Raw genomic sequence first — 19663 nt, forward strand, 5'->3', positions numbered from 1 at the left:
ATGCGCGCATTGTTTAAATAACGATGCGCGTTTTTTATCGCCTTGTGTGGATTAGAAACCGACGGTTCGAAGACCTCCTCCCCGTCGCGGCTTTTTGTACGACCTGACGCGGCGCACAATCGTTGCACATCAAACTCAACGGAGCGGTAGATGAAAAAGATCGTCGTGATTGGCGCCACGGGCACGCTAGGCCAGGCAGTTACTGCAGAGCTGAAGGCTCGCCATGAAGTTATCGAAGTAGGCGCGACGCGCGGCCAGTATCAAGCGGACAGCACCGATCCGGCGAGCGTCGAGCGGCTCTTCCGCGAACTCGGCAAGGTGGATGGCGTCGTCACCACAACGGGCAAACTGCATTTCGGCCCGCTCCAGCAAATGAGCATCGAACAGTTCTGGGTCGGCCTGCGCGACAAGCTCATGGGACAGATCAATGTCGTGCTGGCGGCGCAGAACTACGTGAACGACGGCGGCTCATTCACGCTGACGAGCGGCATCGTGGGAGATGAGCCGATTCGCGAGGGCGCGAATGCGACGACCGTCAATCTCGCGCTCGAAGGTTTCGTGCGCGGCGCGGCGATCGAACTGCCGCGCGGTATCCGCATCAACGTCGTGAGTCCGACAGTGCTGACCGAATCGATGGGCGCGTATGGGCCGTACTTTCGCGGCTTCGAACCGGTCAGCGCGCAACGCGCCGCACAAGCGTACCTACGCAGCGTGGAAGGCGCGCAGACGGGCCGCGTCTATCGCGTGGGCTACTGAGCGCGCAACTTGCGAATCGCGTTACGCCGCTCAATGCTTCTGTTCCTTCACGCGCGAGACGATCTGGGTGGGGCTCACGAACTGCAGCGCAATCAACACCCAGACTAGCGTGATCGCCATGTAGATCATCGCCATGGCGTCGATGGATTGCGGCGCGCGCACGCCGGTTGAGAACACCGCGTAGTACAGGGCGACCACGAGCGTTTGCGTCCCGGGCCCCGCCGTGAAGAACGTGAGTTCGAACATACCGATGGTGCGCACCAGCACCAGAAGCGCCGCGGCCAGCATGCCGGGCACGAGCAGCGGCAGCAGCACGTAGCGGAAATAGCGGAACGTGTTCGCGCCGAAAATACGCGCTGCCGCTTCGAGATTCGGATCGATCTGTTCGATGAACGGCGTCATCACGAGAATCACGAACGGCAGCGCGGGCACGAGATTCGCAAGTATCACGCCGCTCAGCGTGCCGGCCAGACCGATCTTGTACATCGCGGTCGCCATCGGAATGCCGTATGTGACGGGCGGCACCATCAACGGCAAAAGGAAGATCAGCATCGCAATGCGCTTGCCGCGAAACTGCACGCGCGCAAGCGCATATGCCGCCGGCACGCCGAGCAGCACCGACAGCAGCACGACCGCACCGACTACTTCGACGGTCACCCACAACACACTCGCCAGCTGGAAATCGCTCCACGCCTGCGCATACCAATGCAGCGTGAAGCCCTGCGGAAGCAAAGTGCCGAACCAGCGCGTCGCGATCGAATTGACCGCTACCGTCGCGATCAGCAGCACGACGTTGGCAAGGAAAAACACCATCGCGCCCCACACGACCACGCGCCATACGTGACCCGGCACGCTCGCACGCTGCTTTACGCGCCTCGGCTCGCGTGCGTCGTCGCCCTGCTGTTTCGATTCGGACGCGGACCACGAAGCCGGCGCGCCGCCACGCTCGGTCGTCATCAGCCTTTGCCTCCGGTTGCAGGGCCGCTGTAAAAGAAGCGGCGCGCGCCTAGCATCGCGGCCACTACCACCAATTGCACGAAGCCCATCACCATCGCAATCGCGGACGCGAGCGAATAGTCATAACTTTCGAACGCCGCTTCCGCTGCCGCAATCGACATCACGCGAGTCGGCCCCGCGGGTGCGCCAAGCAGCACTGCCGATGGAAACACCGAAAACGCCTGCACGAACGAGAGGCAGGCGGCCATCGTCAAACCGGGAACCAGCAGCGGCAAATAGATGCGGCGAAACTGCTCCCACGGACTCGCGCCGAGCGTCGCGGCGGCGCTCGCGAGCGTCGGGTCGATGCCGGTCACATACGACAGCGTCAACAGAAACGCGAAAGGAAATCCGGACACGATCAGCGAGATCAGTACGCCCCAGAAGTTATGCGTGAGCCGCACTTCGCTCGAATAGAGATGCATGCCGTGCAGCGCCTGCGGAAACCAGCCGTTGGGTCCGAAGTAAGTGAGCATGCCGTCGGCGATCAGCACCGTGCCGAGCGTGACAGGAATCACCAGTAACGTGGTCACGAACTTTTGATACCGCGAATGCCGGCGCAACGCGAATGCGACGGGCACCGACACGCCGACATTGATCAGCGTGGCCGGCACGGCCAGCTTCAGCGTGACGATGATGGTGGGCCACATCGACGTGTCGGTGAAGAAGGTCAGATAGTTGGCCCATGCGCTGCCGCCGTTCATCGGCCGGAACGACAGCGCGAGACCGTATGCGAACGGATAGATAAACAGCGCGACGATGACGAGTAACGCCGGCGTGACGAGCCACGCCTTGCTATCGCGCTGCGCGGCGGGCGCGACAGGCGCCGACGGCATGGGCGTGCTCATGCCGCCTCTCCGTCATAGACCAGCGTGCGCGAAGGCGGCACACGCAAGCTGATATGTTGTCCTTCGACGAACTCGCCCGCGACGCGTGCCCACAAATCGCCGAACGCGGTCTTCACACGCAGCAGTGAACTATTTCCGCCGTATTCGACGACGGTCACTAACGCGTCGAACGCATTCTCGGTTCCGGGCGCCGTGCGCTCCATGTCCTCCGGGCGAAGCGCCACGCTGACACGCTTGCCGTTGAAGCCCGCCATCGGCGTGCCGATCAGACGGACACCGTTTGCGCTCACCGCGACGCCTTCGCCTTGCATGCCTTCGAGCGTGAACTCAGCGACGTTGCGATAGCCCATGAAACGCGCGACATGCAGATTCTGCGGGCGCGTATAGACCTCTTTGGGCGTGGCGACCTGCTGCACGACGCCTTCTCGCATCACGACGATGCGGTCGGCCATCGAAAGCGCTTCGTCCTGATCGTGCGTGACGTACAGCGTCGCGCGTTCGAGTTGGCTATGAATGCGGCGGATTTCGGCGCGCATCTCGATGCGCAATTTGGTGTCGAGATTCGACAGCGGCTCGTCCATCAGGATCAGCGGCGGCTCGATGACAATGGCCCGCGCAATCGCCACGCGCTGTTGCTGACCGCCCGACAGTTGCCCGGGCAGCTTGCGCTCGTGGCCGACCAGTTGCACGAGTTGCAATGCCTCGCGCGCGCGCCGCATGATTTCGCTTTTGCCAACGCCGCGCATCTTCAGGCCGAAGCCGACGTTGTCGAGCACGCTCATGTGCGGAAACAGCGCGTAGTTCTGGAACACCATCCCGAAGCCGCGTTTTTCCGGCGGCAATACATCGATGCGCTTGTCGTCGAGCCAGATGCCGCCGCCGCTCAGCGGCTGCAGACCCGCGATGCAGTTCAGCGCCGTCGACTTGCCGCAGCCCGAAGGCCCGAGCAACGCGATGAATTCGCCGCGCCGGATGTTCAGATCGAGCCCCTGCAGCGCAGCGATCGACTGGCCTTCCGCATTCGTGAAACTGCGGCTCACCGAGTCGAGCCGCAACTGTTCGAAGTGATGCTTCATGGCGGTTCCCTGATGCGCGTGACGCGTCACGCGCGAATCGCACTCGCACGAGTGGACGCGGCTATCCGGCCTCGGTTATTTCGTCTTTTGAGCGCCGACTTCCGTGTCCCATTTCCTGAAGGCGGCCACCATCGCAGCCGCATTGAGCGGCAACACGTGCGGGCGTTCCGCCAGCAGCTTCGCGTACTCGGGCCGCCCGTACTTCTTCAGGACTTCCTGGCTATGCGCGGGGGCCTGCTCGACAGTGACGCCCTTGATCGCCGGACCCGGATAAAAGTAACCGTCGTCGTAAGTCATGGCTTGCTGCGCAGGCTCGAGCATGAAGTTCATCAGCTTATAGAGCACGTCCAGCTTTTCTTTCGGTACGCCCTTGGGCACGACCATGTAGTGCGCGTCGTTCACCCACGTCATGTTGTCGAACGCCTGCACGCGGAAATCGGCGGGCACGATGCCGAGCGCGCGCGGGTTGATGTCCCAGCCCGTTACCGTCACGGTCATGTCGCGCGTGCCTTCGCCCAGCTCCTTCATCACAGCGGACGTGCCGCCCGGATAGTAAGGAATGCATTCGTTCAGCTGTTTGAGGAACGCCCAAGTCTTGTCCCAGCCGTTGATGGGGTCTTGCGGATTCTTGTCGCCGAGCACATAGGGCAAGCCCATCAGGAACGTGCGGCCCGGTCCCGAGTTCGCGGGCCGCGCGTAGATCAGCTTGTCCGGATGCGCCTTGCACCATTGCAGCAGTTGCTCGGGCGTTTTCGGCGGATCGCTGACCTTGGCGGGGTTGTATTCGAGCAGCGGCCCGGCCGGCATATACGCGACCTCGAGACCATAACCTTGCGCCAACTCCTGCATCTTGCGCGGGCCGGGCGCGTATTTGTCGAGTACGCCGGGAAATTGCGCCGCGTTGTCGGGCAGCAGCTTGGTCCACAGGTTCTGTTCGATGCCGGCTGCCAGGGCGTCGGTGCCAGTCAGTACCAGGTCTATGTCCGAGCGGCCCGCGCCCTGCATAGCCTTGATCTTGCCGGGCAATTGCGGGGCGGGCGCGTTCGTGTAGGTGATATTCGCAACGAGGTTCGGGTACTTAGCTTTGAACGCCTCGAAGCCGGCGCGCGTGAGTTGGAGATCGCCGGCGACGTCGACGATATTAAGTGTGACTGGATCAGCCGCGTGAGCAGCCGATCCGAACGCGGCGCTCGCCGCGAGACATACCGACACCAGCCTGAGCGACAACCTGTGCGGAACAGTCATTGCGTCTCCTCGCTTCTTGGTATGAAGTCCGCCGGACGACTGCGCCGGGCGTCTTGTTCAACCACTGCAACATAGCGAAGCGCCACATCCGATGTCAAGCAAATACTAATGCTCGCGTTTTCCCCGACATTCTGTGCATTTTCGCCCGAAGGCCTTTGGTCTCAATGATTTGCCGCGTTTGTATAGGAGGGCAAACCCCGAGCCACCGACCGCGCAAAAAGGGTTTGTCAGGCAACTATCGCGGGCCGCTCGCAGGCGAAGCACGCGATCAGCCGCCGCGTACACCTTGCGTGTTCACATAGAGCGAGTACAGGCCGTGGCTCGCCGCCATGAAAAGCCGGTTCCGATGACGTCCGCCGAAGCACACGTTCGCGCAGCGCTCGGGCAACGCAATATGGCCGATCGGCTCGCCTTGTGGTGTAAAGACGCGCACACCGTCGAGTTCGTCTGTGCCCATACCCCAGCCGCACCATAGATTCCCGTGGACGTCCACGCGAAAGCCGTCCGGCGTGCCGGGGCCCGCGTCGATCAGCACGCGGTTGTTCGACAGCGCCGCGCCGCTTCCGTCGACGTCTACGTCGAAAGCGCGAATCTTGCGCGGATCGCCTCGCGACTCGACGATATAGAGCACGGACTCGTCCGGCGAAAATGCAAGGCCATTCGGTCCGAGAATGTCGTCGGCGACTACGCTCACCTCGCCCGACTGGGCGTCGATGCGGTACACGCAGGCGGGCAGTTCCGACTCCTGCCGCTCGCCTTCGTAGAAGCCGTCTATGCCGAACGTCGGATCGCTGAACCATATCGAACCGTCGGATTTGACGACGACGTCGTTCGGCGAATTGAAACGCTTGTCGCGATAGCGATCGGCGAGCACGGTAATCGAGCCGTCGTATTCGGTGCGGGTAACCCGGCGCGTCAGATGTTCGCAACTCACGAGGCGGCCTTGCCGGTCGCGCGTATGGCCGTTGGCATTGTTCGACGACTGACGGAACGTGCTGACCGTGCCGCTCGCCTCGTCCCAACGCAAAATGCGGTCGTTAGGGATATCGCTCCACAGCAGATAGCGGCCGTCGCCGAACCAGACCGGCCCTTCCGACCAGCGCGCGCCTTGATACAGACACTCGACGGACGCTGACGCAAGGGTCAGCGACTTGAAGCGCGGATCGAGCACGCGCACGGAAGGGTCGGGATAGCGTCGGCTGTGGTCGGTCATGCTGCCTCTGTCTGATTGGATCAATCGGGTCGGACGCGCGCGTGCTCTCTTTCGAGCGCGAGCAACGTATGCGCCGCGCCGGCGATCTTCGCATGATGTTCGGGCGGCGTCGAACTGAGCAGCGGCAGGATCGGCCCCATGTCGGCGATCTTCGAGAACGTCACCGCGTCGTGCAGCACGCGGATCAGCGAGATGTCGTCGCGCAAGGTTTCGAGCGGCAGGAATGCGTCGTAAAGGCGTTGTGCGGCGTCGCTGTCGCCGGTTTTCACTGCGTGCAGCAGGGCCGTCACCATGTGAGGCGCGATACAGCCCGAGCCGGTTGTCCATGCCGCGAGGCCGAACTCGCGCAGATGCACGAGCGCCGGCCGCTCGCCCATGCCTGACACGATCTTGCCCGCCGGCACATGTTGCAGCAGGCGGCGCAGGTAGGGATCGTCGGCGGGATTCTGGCGGACGATCGCATACTTCACGGCGAGCAGCGTGCCCCGCTCGACGAGGCGCGCGAGCGTCTCCACCTCCACATAGTCTTCGCTTTTGATGTACAGCGTGAGCGGGATGCCCGCCGCGTCGACGATCCGCGTCAGGCCTGCTTCGACGCCCTCCGACGTCGTAAAGCCGACGAGCGGCAACACCATTGCCGTGCGATAGCGGGTCTGCGCGAGGATGCGCGCCTGGTCGAGCATCTTTCCGTAGTCCGGTCCGATGGCGGGGATCACGCGCGTGTCGGCGCTCGCCGCATCGGCCAGCAGGTCGAGCAGATCGCGATATTCGCTCACGGCTGTGTGATAGAGGTTCGCGTTGCCGCCATAGAGCAGTGTGCGCACGCCGCCTGCCTCGATATGGCGGATCAGCGTGGCATTCTGATCGGCGTCGAGCGCCAGGTCTGCGCGGCGTGCCAGCGGCGGCACGGCCATGACCGAGGCTGCAAGTTCGCGGTCGTCAAACGGAGATTCGTTCATAAGGCGGACACCTGAAAAGTCGTAGCGTCTACGGTAGCACCTGCCCCGAAAAGTTGTCAAACAACTTTGACTGCGACGATTCGACAGACCGTCGCGTGCGGCAAAATGTTAAGACGCTTCACCACGCTTTCGTATGACAATAGAAGGAATGAGCTGCATAGTTCGAAACGGTGATTTACGCGGCAGAATCCGCCGGGCCAAGTAAAGACGTGGCATGGCGAATAGAGTGGTTTTGCCCGGTTATTTGGCACCGCGAAATGCGATATGAAAGGAATGGACCGGCATAAGCTCAACACCCTGCTGCTCGGGGATTGCAGCGAAATTCGCGGTACACGCGAATCTACGTAGGGCAAATGCGCGTGCAGGTTTATTCGCGTTCCGTTAAGCGTGAGTTAAAGGCCGCGTATAGAGCGGACGGCTCCAGGTTGCAAAACATTTTTTAGTGATAAATTGTCCGCACTAAAGCAGTCGCACATAAAAACCTGCGCAAATAACCACAGCTATTTGCGAGTCTGAGAGAGTGGAAATTGGCGCTACATTTTATCGAGCAGATGGCACCGCTACTGGAGGCCGCCGACGAAGCGGAATGGTTCGGCGCGGTGGCTGGTCTCGCGGAGAGCTGGGGATTCGACCGGCTTCTGATCGCAATGCTTCCGCGCCCGACCATTCGGCTCGAAGACGCTTACATTCGCAGCACCTATGCACCGGCGTGGCGTCGCACCTACGACGAGCAGGGCCTGGTTCATATAGACCCAACGGTCGCTCATTGCGCGACACGCTCCTCGCCGCTGGTGTGGTCGCCGGAAATCTTCACGACCGCGCCGCAGCAGTCCATGTACGAAGAAGCGCGCGCCCACGGATTGCGCGCCGGAGTGACACTGCCGATTCACGGCCCGAATCAGGAGGCCGGCATGATGTGCTTCGTGAACGACGCCAATCCGACGGACACCTTCTGGCGTCATATCGACGTGGTATTGCCGAATCTCGTGCTATTGCGCGACCTGGTAATCGATACCAGTCAGCGCCATTTGCATGCGCACACGCAAAGCTTGTTGCCCAAGCTGACACCGCGCGAACGCGAGTGCCCTCAATGGACCGCGCGCGGCAAATCCACGTGGGAAATTTCCCATATCCTGAACTGTTCGGAAGCCGTGGTGAACTTCCACATGAAGAACATCAGGACCAAACTCGGCGTGAATTCGCGGCGCGCGGCAGCCGTGATTGCGACACAACTGGGGCTTATTGACCCGGGTTGAGCAATGCCGCTGCGTCGCGGCTGTGAAGCACCCGCTCGGCCCGACCGAGGTCGGCGTCGGAAACGGTTTTCGTGAAGTACAGGCCCAGCAGGATCGAGACGGGCGCGGGGATTTCCGCACCGGACTCGAAGCGGCTGCCGCGCGACTGAGTGACGCCGAAGCGAGCCCAGAAACGGCGCTGGCTTTCTTTCTTCTTTTTGCGGTACGCAATGATCAACACTCGATCTACCGCTGTGGACGGCTCCGCCGAACGCGTTTGTAGACCGGTTTGCGGTTGCCAGTGATTGTCGAGATGTTCCATTTTTGTGTCCCGTCGGTTGAGTGCTGTTTGCTGTCTCAAATTCTCCGATATCCGATAAGCATGCACACCTATCCAGGTAGATAGGTAGCGGAACGATTCAGAATGCATAAGTTTTCCTGCGTATTGGTTTCCCCAACACGTTCAGGAGAACGTCATGCAAACAGCGATCCGGATTGGAATGCGTCAAGAGTTCGACAACGAAGACATCAACGAGATGTATCGCCTGAGGGCGCGGGTGTTTCACGGACGGCTCGGATGGGATATTCCGACCATAGCGGGCATGGAAATCGACGGCTACGATGCGCTGGGACCGCATTACATGCTGATCCAGGCCGACGACCGGCGCGTGCGTGGCTGTTGGCGCCTGATGCCGACCGAGGGACCGAACATGCTCAAGGACACCTTTCCTCAGTTGCTGCATGGCGCTGCGGCACCGGTCGGGCGGCATATCTGGGAATTGAGCCGCTTCGCGATCGACACGAGCGGCGAGGAGAAGTCGTTCGGCTTCGCCGACGTGACCATGCAGGCGATTCATGAGCTCGTGATTTTCGCCGACCGCATGGGCATCACGCGGTATGTGACGGTGACCACCACCCCGATCGAGCGGCTGCTGCGCAAGACCGGGATCGAGATTAGCCGCCTCGGCTCGCCGCTGCAGATCGGTGTGGAACGCGCGGTGGCGCTGGATATCGCCGTGAGTCCGAAGACCCGCACGGCGTTGTTTGGGCCGATCGCCGCAGCCGCTTAGCTAAGCCTCGCTGCTCCGCTGCTCGCCGCCGGCCGCGCTTCGCCGGGTTGGCAACGGCCGGTTAGACGGCGCGCAGCGAGCCATGCGAAGCTTGCCTCACGAACCAAACATCCGTTCGAGCGCGTTTTCCAGGTGCGCTCGCATCGCCTGCCCCGCCGCCTGCGGGTCCTTGCGGCGGATCGCTTCGAGCACCGCCCGGTGTTCCGCCTGCACGAGACGCTGCCGCTCCACCGTTTTTACGAGCGACAGGTTGCGTGACAAATTCATGCTGAAAACTATCTGTTCCTCGATAAACGACATGACCGTGATGAAGAACGGGTTCTTCGACGCGCGCGCCACGGCGAGATGAAACATGAAGTCGTCCGACGCGCCAATGCCGCGCGTCTCGATGATCCGTTCGAGCTGATTCCATGCGTGCTCGATCGCTGCAATGTCGTCGGCGTCGGCTTTGAGCGCCGCGTGCTCGGCCGCGCCGGCCTCCGTGACAATGCGAAACTCGTAGCAGCGGCGGATGTCGGACAGCGTTTCGAGCGGCGCGAAACGCCGCACGTCCGGGTCGGGTCGCCGCGCGACTGTCGTTCCCGAGCCATGACGCGTCACGATGATGCCGTCAGCCCGCAGCCGCGCCAAGGCCTCCCGCACCGTGGGTCGCGAGGTCGAGAAGCGTTCGGCGAGCGCATGTTCGGTAGGCAGCCGCTGGCCTTCCTTGTATTCGCCTTCGAGAATGCGATTCAGGATGTCGCCGTAGATCTTGTCGGGCAAGCCCGTCGTTTTTCGCTCATTCATCGGCCGGGCGCAGCAGCTTGTCAGAGTAGATCCCGATTGTAAGGCAAACCGCCGCGGCAATCGCCGCGCTTCGGGCTCGCTGCATCGGGCAAGAAAGCGCCAAGCGTCTTGGGAAAACGGCGGCCGTCTAGCAAGAGCAACGTCAAAATTTGTGAACCGGTTGATTTACATCCTGGCTGAAGCGGCGTTTCTGAACGATTATTAAAGCTCGCAACGTGACCTGGAGCGGAAATGTACACACGCATTCTTGTGGCGGTAGACGGCAGCCAGACTTCTCGCCGTGCTTTCGAGGCAGCGCTCGCGCTCGCCCGAACCAACGGCGCTGTTTTGCAGCCCTTGTACGTCGTCGAAAATACGCCAATGTATTTCGAAGCGCCGGGCTATGACCCTTCAGTGCTCCGCAATAGTCTCATCGAACAAGGGAAGGAACTCGGCGTGGAGCTCGCACGCGAAATGGACGCGCAAGGTGTGAAGGGAGAGATCGTCGTGACCGAAGCGTCGTCGCTCGACGACGTTTCCACGGCCGTGCTGAAAGCCGCCGCCGACTTTAATGCGGACTTGCTCGTCATGGGCACGCATGGCCGGCGCGGATTTCAGCGCCTGATTCTTGGCAGCGTCGCGGAGCGTTGTGTGCGCCAGGCTCGCTTGCCGGTGCTGCTGATCCCGTCCGCGGCCAGTAAGTCGTCCAGCGACGCGCAAACACCAGACTGACGCCGCGAGCGTCACGCCAGCAAGTAAGTGAGCCAAGTAAGTGAGGTACGCCGCGCCGCGTGCACGATCGATGCTACGTCGGTCCGCCTCGCTGCAATGCGCGATGGGTGACGTGGTCGTCGAGAAGGCGCCGCATCGTGGCCAGCAACGCAGGCCCGTCCACCGGCTTGCGCAGAAACCCGTCGAAGCTGACGAAAGCGGGAGGACTCGGCTCTCCTGAAACGAGTATGAAAGCGACGTCGGCCAGCCCGGGCAGTGTGCGCAAGCGGTGACACAGTTCGCTGCCCGACATGGTCGGCATGCGCCAGTCGGCAACCACGACATCGACGGGCGAAGCCATGAACTGAGCTAGCGCCGACTTACCGTCCAGCGCAGTTTTTACTTCGTAGCCCTCGGCGGAGCAAATCGCGCTCCATGCGTCCAACGCCTCGGCGTCGTCATCTACCAGCAGTACGGTTGCCATGTGCAATTGTCCTATCGCTTCGACAACCTGCGTCGCAACACGCATGCCAACGCGCGCTCCTCAGTTCGCGCCAATCGGCCTACGCGCCGCAAACATGGATGCGAAGCGGGAAATGGCGAAGCGGTCGCGTCGCAGCATGCTGATTGCCGCGCGCGAGCACTTCGCCTCTTGCTGTTAACAATAGCAACTCAATTGCAACCAGGTGGGCGAACTGCTTGACGGCGCAACTTCAGGCGCCTGCCAATGCGGCTGCCAACAGGCGCTGCTGTTCTACGCGATGCGCGCGTATCGACGAATCCGCGCCCGACGGACTCTCGCGCCGGCACACGTCGAATACGCGGCAGCTCGACGGAACCGCTCCTTCTATGTCATCGCGCACGAAATGCCATGCGCCATGCTTCTTTTCCTCTTCCTGGGCCCACACCACCTCCGCAAGGTTCGGGTAAGCGGCGAGCGCGAGCGCAAGCTCGCTCGTCGGAAACGGGTACAACTGTTCCATCCGGACGAGCGCGGTCTGCGTGTCGCGAGAAGCATCGCGCGCCGCCTGCAAGTCGTAGAAGAACTTGCCGCTGCACAGTACGACGCGCGTCACGTCTTCAGGCAACGCAGCACCACTGTCTTGCAGCACCGGAGCAAACGCACCGTCGATCAACTCGCCGAGCGGAGCATGCGAACCCGCATTGGCATGAAGCTGCCCCTTCGGCGACATCACGACAAGCGGCTTCGGCTCGACGCTCAGCGCTTGCTCGCGCAACATATGGAACCACTGCGATGACGTCGACGGCATCACGACCTTCATGTTTCCGCCCGCGCACAGTTGCAGGAAGCGGCTGAGATACGCACTGGAATGCTCGGGACCGACGCCTTCGTGACCATGCGGCAGCAGCATCGCCAGGCCGGACGGTTGGCCCCACTTGTACTCTCCTGCCGCAATGTATTGATCGATTATCACTTGCGCGCCGTTCACGAAGTCGCCGAACTGCGCCTCCCAAATAGCAAGGTGCGACGTGGACTGAACGCTGTAGCCGTATTCGAAACCCAGCACGGCCTCCTCGGTCAGCGGTGAATTGATGATGTCGAACTCGCCCTGATGCACACCCAGATTTTGCAGCGGCACATGAGGCTCAGTTGCGCCGGAAGTTGCGCCTTGCGAGTGCCACACTGCATGCCGATGCATGAAGGTGCCGCGGCCCACGTCCATGCCGGAAATGCGCACACTGTGCCCGTCGTCGAGCAGACTTGCATACGCGAGGTTTTCCGCGAAACACCAGTCGACCGTCGCGGCTTCAGCTTCTACGCTCTGCTGCCACTTCGCCGTGATGTCGCGCACGAAGTCATGTAGACGCAACCCGGCCGGTGCGCGAGTCAACGCAGCAGTCAGCGACTGCACGCGCGCGAGCGACAACGGCCGCGTGCGCTTCGTAGGTCTGGCAGCACGCGTCCGGTCGGCGCGTTGCTGCGACAACGTTTGCGTGGGCGGAGTCAGAAGGTCCTTCAATACATCGGCGCGCAACATCTCGAGTGGTGTCTCCTCACCGATGGCCGCGTGATAAAGCTCGGTGACGGTCTGATGCGCCGAGATTGCCGCCTGCTGCGACGGTTGCGTCAGAGCAGGAATATCGTGTTCCGAATGACCGAGGCGCCGATATCCGATCAGATCGATGACGACGTCGGCTTCATACTCCATCCGGTACTGCAATGCGAGCTTCGCGGCCCGCAGGACCTCGTCGGGACGGTCTGCGTTCACGCGGATCACGGGAGCGTCGATCATTCGCGCGACGTCCGTGCAATAGGAATGGCCTTCGGTGTCCATCCGGTTCGGCGTCGTGAAGCCGATCTGATTGTTCACGATGACGTGGACCGTGCCGCCCAACGCGTAACCGTCCTTACGCGTCATGTTCAACGTTTCCATCACGATGCCCTGGCCCGCGAATGCCGCGTCGCCATGCACGACCACCGGCAGACATCCAAAGCCACGATGTTCGTCCTGGTATGCACGCGCCATCCCGCTCACAACCGGATACACGCTTTGCAGATGTGACGGATTGTGCGCAAGGAAAATCGCCGCGTCGCCATGGGGCGTTTGTCTGACGGTGCTGCCGCCGAGGTGATAAGGCAGATCGCGCTGCATGGCCGCGACATCGGAATTCGGATCGAGGCAATCGACGAGCTTCGCCGGATCGAAGCCCATCACGTTGACGAGCACATTGAGGCGCCCTCGATGCGGCATACCCGCGAATACCTGCTGAACGCCTTGAGCGGCAGCCTGATCGACAATCGCTTCGAGAAGCGGCACGAGGCTTTCGCAGCCTTCGAGTGAGAAGCGCTTCGCATGCTCGAAAACCGCCGCCACATGACGCTCCCACATTTCGGCGGCAATCAGGCGGCGCAACAGAGCGCGACGCTGCTCGCGGGCGGGCAAAGGCGCAAGCTGTTCTGACTTGAGCATTGCGGATAGACGCGCACGACGCTGCGGATCGCGAATGCCGGTCAGGTCGAGGCCGATCGCGCCGCAATAGACGCGCCTCAGTTGGCGCTCCAGTTCATGCACCGCCGCCGACGGCGGCAGCAGCGGATTTTCGGCGCCGATAGGCTGCGCCGGGTCCAGCCCATGAAATACTGGGTCGAGCTCGGGCACGTCGGGCAAGGGCGTGAGGCGCAGCGGGTCGAGCGACGCCTGGCGATGGCCGTGTTGACGGAACGCGTCGATGAAGCGCCGGACCTGCAACGTCCGCGCTACCGGCGACAGGTCGCCTGCCGGTTCGATAACCGCGCTGGCCGGAGAGCGTGAAAGAACAATCGATTCGGAAGAGACGTGTGACATGTTTTGATAGCGTGCGGAAGAAACCGTTAGTCGGATCTCGCTGTCCGCATTGGGATGCTCAGGGCGCAAGCCCTCGACGGCAACATGACAGTTGGCCGCGATCTTCGGCAGACAGCGAAACGGAAAGGAACGCGATGCGGATGCGGGCTTGCAGAGCGCTCGGTCTTCTATTTGTTATCGAGCCGGTCCGCGCGACCGGCTCGTGTCTCCGTCCGTTGTCTGCCTCGACTTCTACTGCGGTGACATGCGCGCGTTGAGCCACGCGCCTGGCGCGCCTGCCTCGCTCACGCCGTTCGTGCGATGCGCGTGCGGTTCGTTCGCGGCGCGCCGTTGCTTCGCCGTGTCGCCGTTGAGCTTGAACGTGCTGACCGTATCGGTGAGCTGTTGCGCCTGGTCCTGCAAGGCTTGCGCGGCAGCGGCGCTTTGCTCGACGAGCGCGGCGTTTTCCTGCGTCACCTTGTCCATCTGCGTGACCGCATGGTTGATCTGCTCGATGCCTTCGCTTTGTTCCTTGCTGGAGGAACTGATCTCCGCCACGATCTCGGTCACGTGGCGAATGCTCTTGACGACTTCGCTGATAATCTGTCCCGCGTCCTCCACCATCTTGCCGCCGGTACCCACCTGATTCACCGAATCGGCGATCAGCTCCTTGATTTCCTTCGCCGCGACGGCGCTGCGTTGCGCAAGCCCGCGCACTTCGCTCGCGACCACCGCGAAACCGCGGCCGTGCTCGCCTGCACGCGCCGCTTCGACGGCAGCGTTGAGCGCAAGAATGTTCGTCTGGAATGCAATGCCGTCGATCACGCCGATGATCTCGACGATCCTGCGCGACGATTCGTTGATCGCGCTCATCGTGCTCACGACCTGATTCACCGCGTTGCCGCCCTTCACCGCAACGTCCGAAGCGCTCGACGCAAGCTGGTTCGCTTCACGGGCGTTGTCGGCGTTCTGCTTGACCGTCGACGTAAGTTGCTCCATGGCAGCCGCGGTTTCTTCGAGCGAACTCGCCTGATGCTCGGTGCGGCTCGACAGGTCCATGTTGCCGCTCGCCACTTCGCGCGTCGCCTGGCTGATCGTGTCCGTGCCCTGGCGCACTTGCGCGACGATGCCGTGCAGATTGCCGGTCATGCGTTCGAGCGCGGTCAATAGGCGCCCCACTTCGTCGGTCGTATCGACATGCAGGTGATGCGTGAGATCGCCCGCCGCGACTGCTTCCGCGAGACTGACCGCGCGGTTGATCGGCCGCGTGATGGTGCGCGTGATGAAGATGCCCGTTGCGATTGCGATCAGCGTCGCGACCAGTGCGAGCAGGATCATCTGGATTTTCGCGCGATGCGCTTCGGCAACCGCATCGGCCACGTCGCGCGCCATCCGCTCCGCCTGCACGTCGACCATTTTGTCGACAAGCAGGTAGTACGCGTCCTGAAGCCGCGCCATGTCGCCCTGATAGACATCGCGCGCTTCCTGCTGCTGGTTCTTGCTCACCAGATCGAAGAAAGCTTTCACGCTAACCCCGTAGGCCGAGCGTGCGTCGAACTGCTGCTTGAACAGCGCCTTCGTGTCATCGCTCGTCAGATACTTTTCGAGCTGCCCGTAGGCTTGCGCATTGGCTTTGCGGATGGCCGCATAGTCGTCCATATACTGCTTGGCCTTGTCCGGCGAGGTAGTCAGCAGCAGATTGCTGAGAATGCCGTTCGCCTTGTAGCCGTTGCTCTTGATCTGATTGCTGAGCGCAATCAGCGTGTAGCGATGACTGACGATCTCGTCCATCTTCGTGTTCGTGGACTCGAGATGCTCGATACCCACGATAGCCGTGCCGACCAGCAGCGCGACCATCAGCGCGAAGGCGGAGCCGAGCCTAACCCCGATTTTCAAATTCGAAATCTTCATGTGTCTAATTCCTTGCCCTACCGCACGATAAAAGTTGTCGCGAAGCAGCCGATGCTTCAGCCTGAAAGGTGCGCCCTGTCTCAAGGCGGTTCACTTCGATGACGTTTGAACCACCGGCGCGCGCCGACGCGGGCGCGTTTGAATCCGCCCCTTCTCGTTGCCGCCGCTTTCTTCAGACAATATGACGACACAATCCGCGAAACCTTGAGAGTGGGGGCCGCGATAAAGTGAAAATTTCGCTGAACGTTCGCGTCGGCGCGGGAAAGGGCGTGGCTGGGGCGAAAAGATGCGTAAGCGTAAGTGCGGTCTGCGGAACGCGGGAGGACGGTTCCTATGCGACGGGCGGCTCTGACATCGCTCAAACGGCATAAGCGGGAACGCGCGTCATTTTGCCGCGAAACAGGGGACAGAGCCGGTGGGACAATTGGTGCATTACCCCTGACATTGGCTCAGACATGCTTACTTCTACCGCTGCACATTCCGCCCTCGCCGCCGACTCCGCTGCTTCCCCAAGCCCGGCTGTCGGTTCGCCGCCGTCGCAGCGCAGCCGCCGCGCTACGCCGCGGGCCGCTGGACGCACCGGCACTCGCAGCGCCGCGCGCTGCTCCAGCTGTGCGATGCGCCAGCTGTGCATGCCACAAGGGTTGGCACCCGACGAGTTGTCCAAGCTCGAAACGCTGATCTGCTCCGCGCGGTCGGTGCATCGCGGGGACGCGCTGTACCGCAGCGGCGACAGTTTCGACAATATTTATGCGGTGCGTTCCGGCTCGATGAAAACCGTCATGGCGCATCGGGACGGACGCGAGCAGGTTACCGGGTTACGACTTGCCGGTGAGGCGCTCGGCCTCGACGGCATCAGCGACGACCGGCACGCATGCAGCGCGCTGGCGCTTGAAGACAGCACGGTGTGCATCGTTCCCTACACGGCGCTCAAGTCACTGTGCCGCGAAATCGGCTCGATGCAGGAACGGCTGCACAAACTGTTGGGCGAGCAGATCGTGCGCGAAGCGGCCCAGATGATGGTGCTCGGCTCGCTTTCGGCGGACGAACGAGTCGCGGCATTCCTGCTCGACGTGTCGGAGCGCAACGCTCAACGCGGTTATTCGTGGGCCGAGTTCAACCTGCGAATGACCCGCGAGGATATGGGCAGCTACCTCGGCATGACGCTGGAAACAGTGAGCCGCACCCTGTCAAGATTTCAAAAGCGCGGCCTGATCGACACGCAAGGCAAGCACATTCGCATCGTCGACCTGGACGGATTGCGCCAGGTTTAGGCTCGACACAAGGGCGCGGACCGCGCGGACCCGTCGTTTGCCACGATTTTCCGGCGGAGCTTGCGCCTTGGCATGGCATCTGCAAGCGGGTACAGTCTTTGTTTAGTCCGTCCCCCCCGCAAGGAGACCCGGCGAAATGAACCGCGACCCCGGTCCACATCATCCGCTCGTTCAACGTCTGAGCGACGCGCGTCAAGTTACCGACGCCCTCTTTTCCATCGTCAAGCCCGAGTTTCTGTACGAGAGACCGATCCGTGAACGGCACCGGATCGTGTTCTATATCGGGCACCTCGAAGCTTTCGATCGTAATCTGTTCGACAAGCGCCTGTTCGATCTACCCGCATTCGATGAGCAACTCGATCAGCTTTTCGCATTCGGTATCGACCCGGTAGATGGCGGTTTTCCGACCGATCAGCCTGGCGACTGGCCTTCGCTCGATACCGTGCGGCAATACGGTTTGAATGCCCGCCGACAGATCGACCGCGAACTGCAGGCGCTTACCGATTCCGCGCGAGTCGAGGCTTCCGGGCAACTGCTCAACGTGGCAATCGAGCATCGATTGATGCATGCCGAGACGCTTGCCTACATGCTTCACCAATTGCCGATGGAGCAGAAGGTGACGGATTTGCGCGAGCCTGTCGTGCCCGGTCCGGGGCGCGTGAACAGCCTCTCGCCGATGGTCAGCGTACCGGCCGGTCCGGCTGTGATCGGGATGCCGCGCAACGGCGGCCGCTTCGGCTGGGACAACGAGTTCGGTGAATTGCACGTCGACGTGCCTGCGTTCGAGATCGACCGCTATATGGTCACGAACGCCGCGTTCTGCGAGTTCATCGAAGCCGGCGGTTATCGCGAGCGGAAATGGTGGACGGACGAAGACTGGGCGTGGAAGGAAACCGAACGCATAGAACATCCCGCGTGCTGGTCGCGACGCGGGGCGAGCAGCCAACGTGGCGAATGGATGCTGCGTACGATGTTCGACGAAGTACCGCTTCCACCCGACTGGCCGGCATACGTGAGCCACGCGGAAGCGAGCGCCTATGCGCGCTGGGCGGGGAAGGCGCTGCCGACGGAAGCGCAATGGCAGCGCGCGGCGCACGGCGCGCCGCATGCGGGCTCCGGCAACTTCGACTTTCGCAGTTGGGACCCGCGTCCGGTCGACGCTTATCCGGACAATGTCAGCGCGTTCGGCGTTGAAGGCCAGTACGGCAACGGCTGGGAGTGGACTTCTACTTTGTTCGACGGATTGCCGGGCTTCGAACCGTTTCCGTTCTATCTGGGTTATTCGGCCAACTTCTTCGACGGCAAGCATTACGTGCTGAAGGGCGGATCGGCGCGCACCGCACAGTGCATGTTACGACCGACATTCCGCAACTGGTTTCAGCCGCATTACCAGTATGTTTACGCGGGGTTTCGGTGCGTGAGGTGATGACTAATACCGAATTCTTCCGCCACTCGCCGCGTTCCACCGCCAGCGTCTCGGCTGATGCAGTGCGGGAATTGCTCAGCGAGCTTAGCCTGAGCGAGAATCCGGATACCGTCGCAACGCGTCGGCACGAATGCGCATCCGCGATGTTGCGCATAGTGTGTATCGGTGGCATCATTATGATACCGATTCCGACAGGAGAACTTCCATGGGTTCCCCCTACGCCAGCGTCCCGAAGCGGTCCACCAACGTCTCGTTGGCGGACAGCCTTCTGGCTGAAGCCAAGAATCTCGGTATCAACGTATCTCAGGCAGCTGAAGCTGGATTGGCCAAGGCGGTGTCCGAGGAGCGTGCTGCTCGCTGGCTGAAGGAGAACGCAGAAGCGATCGCTAGCTCCAACTCATACGTGGAAGAGCACGGTTTGCCGCTGACGGCGTTCCGGATGTTCTGATGGCGCGATTCAGCGCATATCGACATCCTCAGGCAACGGGTTTTCTTCTGGACGTCCAGTCGGATTTGCTGAGTCACCTGAACGTGCGGGTCGTGATTCCGTTAATGCCGCTGGCTCAGGCACCTAAACCTGCCGAGAGGCTCAATCCAATCTTCGAGATTGATGGCGAACCGTACTCGATGGTCACGCAATACATGGCCTCGGTTCCAGTAAAAGAACTTAAGCACGCTGCGTTCAGCTTGAGTCATCGATACGACGAAATAGTTGCGGCGATAGATCTTCTGCTACAGGGATTCTAATCACCCGAAACCGCGCCCGCCGCGTTCCCTTTATGGGACCGGCGGCTTTTTCGTCTGGGCGCGCCGCGTTTTCGGGTTGCAGCGTCGCAGGGAATTTTCCGAGGCCCCTCGTTCCTCGGAAAACGGAGAGATTTGGGGACTGTT

Annotated in this window: 19 protein-coding genes; 8 read left to right on the forward strand and 11 right to left on the reverse strand. The window is 61.7% G+C overall.

What is annotated here, in order from left to right; genetic code table 11:
* Positions 1–150: 150 nt before the first annotated feature.
* Complete coding sequence (locus BCA01S_RS06845; RefSeq protein ID WP_027776291.1) at positions 151–756, forward strand: short chain dehydrogenase; 606 nt, start codon at positions 151–153, stop codon at positions 754–756.
* Positions 757–786: 30 nt separating this feature from the next.
* On the opposite strand, the gene BCA01S_RS06850 is transcribed toward BCA01S_RS06845, so the two are convergent.
* The 6 genes from BCA01S_RS06850 to BCA01S_RS06875 form a co-directional block, all read right to left on the reverse strand.
* Positions 787–1713 (reverse strand): ABC transporter permease, encoded by a 927-nt coding sequence (locus BCA01S_RS06850; protein ID WP_027776292.1) that lies wholly within the window; start codon positions 1711–1713, stop codon positions 787–789.
* Positions 1713–2600 (reverse strand): ABC transporter permease, encoded by an 888-nt coding sequence (locus BCA01S_RS06855; protein WP_027776293.1) that lies wholly within the window; start codon positions 2598–2600, stop codon positions 1713–1715. The genes BCA01S_RS06850 and BCA01S_RS06855 overlap by 1 nt, the downstream gene beginning before the upstream one ends.
* A complete protein-coding gene (locus BCA01S_RS06860; RefSeq protein WP_027776294.1) occupies positions 2597–3676 on the reverse strand; it encodes an ABC transporter ATP-binding protein in 1080 nt (359 codons plus the stop codon). Before BCA01S_RS06860 ends, BCA01S_RS06855 begins: the two co-directional genes overlap by 4 nt.
* Before the next feature lie 75 nt (positions 3677–3751).
* Positions 3752–4921: an ABC transporter substrate-binding protein gene (locus BCA01S_RS06865; protein ID WP_027776295.1), complete on the reverse strand. Its 1170-nt coding sequence runs from the start codon at positions 4919–4921 to the stop codon at positions 3752–3754.
* Between the two features lie 268 nt (positions 4922–5189).
* Positions 5190–6134 carry an SMP-30/gluconolactonase/LRE family protein gene (locus BCA01S_RS06870; protein ID WP_027776296.1) on the reverse strand — a complete coding sequence of 315 codons (945 nt, stop codon included), beginning with the start codon at positions 6132–6134 and terminating at the stop codon, positions 5190–5192.
* A gap of 20 nt (positions 6135–6154) precedes the next feature.
* The gene (locus tag BCA01S_RS06875; RefSeq protein WP_027776297.1) at positions 6155–7093 is read right to left on the reverse strand and encodes a dihydrodipicolinate synthase family protein; all 939 of its coding nucleotides are present in this window, start codon (positions 7091–7093) and stop codon (positions 6155–6157) included.
* A gap of 551 nt (positions 7094–7644) precedes the next feature.
* Between BCA01S_RS06875 and BCA01S_RS06880 the strand changes: the two genes are divergently transcribed.
* The gene (locus BCA01S_RS06880; protein WP_027776298.1) at positions 7645–8349 is read left to right on the forward strand and encodes a helix-turn-helix transcriptional regulator; all 705 of its coding nucleotides are present in this window, start codon (positions 7645–7647) and stop codon (positions 8347–8349) included.
* On the opposite strand, the gene BCA01S_RS06885 is transcribed toward BCA01S_RS06880, so the two are convergent.
* Positions 8333–8650, reverse strand: coding sequence for a helix-turn-helix domain-containing protein (locus BCA01S_RS06885; RefSeq protein ID WP_020066662.1), 318 nt, complete (start codon positions 8648–8650; stop codon positions 8333–8335). The genes BCA01S_RS06880 and BCA01S_RS06885 overlap by 17 nt on opposite strands.
* A 154-nt stretch (positions 8651–8804) precedes the next feature.
* Between BCA01S_RS06885 and BCA01S_RS06890 the strand changes: the two genes are divergently transcribed.
* Positions 8805–9398, forward strand: coding sequence for an acyl-homoserine-lactone synthase (locus tag BCA01S_RS06890; RefSeq protein ID WP_027776299.1), 594 nt, complete (start codon positions 8805–8807; stop codon positions 9396–9398).
* Positions 9399–9494: 96 nt separating this feature from the next.
* Here the strand turns inward: BCA01S_RS06890 and BCA01S_RS06895 are convergent, their stop codons facing one another.
* A complete protein-coding gene (locus BCA01S_RS06895) occupies positions 9495–10184 on the reverse strand; it encodes a FadR/GntR family transcriptional regulator (RefSeq protein WP_027776300.1) in 690 nt (229 codons plus the stop codon).
* 231 nt (positions 10185–10415) lie between these two features.
* Here BCA01S_RS06895 and BCA01S_RS06900 point away from each other — a divergent pair, with 231 nt between their 5' ends.
* Positions 10416–10895, forward strand: coding sequence for a universal stress protein (locus BCA01S_RS06900; protein ID WP_027776301.1), 480 nt, complete (start codon positions 10416–10418; stop codon positions 10893–10895).
* A 73-nt stretch (positions 10896–10968) separates the two neighbouring features.
* On the opposite strand, the gene BCA01S_RS06905 is transcribed toward BCA01S_RS06900, so the two are convergent.
* From BCA01S_RS06905 to BCA01S_RS06920, 3 genes are all read right to left on the reverse strand, one after another.
* Positions 10969–11358 (reverse strand): response regulator, encoded by a 390-nt coding sequence (locus tag BCA01S_RS06905; protein ID WP_027776302.1) that lies wholly within the window; start codon positions 11356–11358, stop codon positions 10969–10971.
* 229 nt (positions 11359–11587) lie between these two features.
* Positions 11588–14182, reverse strand: a complete 2595-nt coding sequence (locus tag BCA01S_RS06915; RefSeq protein WP_027776303.1) for a 2-oxoglutarate dehydrogenase E1 component — start codon at positions 14180–14182, stop codon at positions 11588–11590.
* Between the two features lie 231 nt (positions 14183–14413).
* Entirely contained in the window at positions 14414–16072 is a 1659-nt protein-coding gene (locus BCA01S_RS06920; RefSeq protein WP_027776304.1) for a methyl-accepting chemotaxis protein, read from the reverse strand.
* A 617-nt stretch (positions 16073–16689) separates the two neighbouring features.
* Here BCA01S_RS06920 and BCA01S_RS06925 point away from each other — a divergent pair.
* From BCA01S_RS06925 to BCA01S_RS06940, 4 genes are all read left to right on the forward strand, one after another.
* Positions 16690–17346, forward strand: coding sequence for a helix-turn-helix domain-containing protein (locus tag BCA01S_RS06925; RefSeq protein ID WP_027776305.1), 657 nt, complete (start codon positions 16690–16692; stop codon positions 17344–17346).
* Positions 17347–17482: 136 nt separating this feature from the next.
* Complete coding sequence (locus tag BCA01S_RS06930) at positions 17483–18772, forward strand: SUMF1/EgtB/PvdO family nonheme iron enzyme (protein WP_027776306.1); 1290 nt, start codon at positions 17483–17485, stop codon at positions 18770–18772.
* A gap of 205 nt (positions 18773–18977) precedes the next feature.
* On the forward strand, positions 18978–19220 hold the full coding sequence (locus tag BCA01S_RS06935; RefSeq protein WP_027776307.1) for a type II toxin-antitoxin system CcdA family antitoxin: 243 nt from the start codon (positions 18978–18980) through the stop codon (positions 19218–19220).
* On the forward strand, positions 19220–19519 hold the full coding sequence (locus tag BCA01S_RS06940) for a CcdB family protein (RefSeq protein ID WP_027776308.1): 300 nt from the start codon (positions 19220–19222) through the stop codon (positions 19517–19519). The genes BCA01S_RS06935 and BCA01S_RS06940 overlap by 1 nt, the downstream gene beginning before the upstream one ends.
* Positions 19520–19663: the final 144 nt, after the last annotated feature.

This window comes from Paraburkholderia caledonica NBRC 102488 (assembly GCF_000685095.1).
Lineage (GTDB): Bacteria > Pseudomonadota > Gammaproteobacteria > Burkholderiales > Burkholderiaceae > Paraburkholderia > Paraburkholderia caledonica.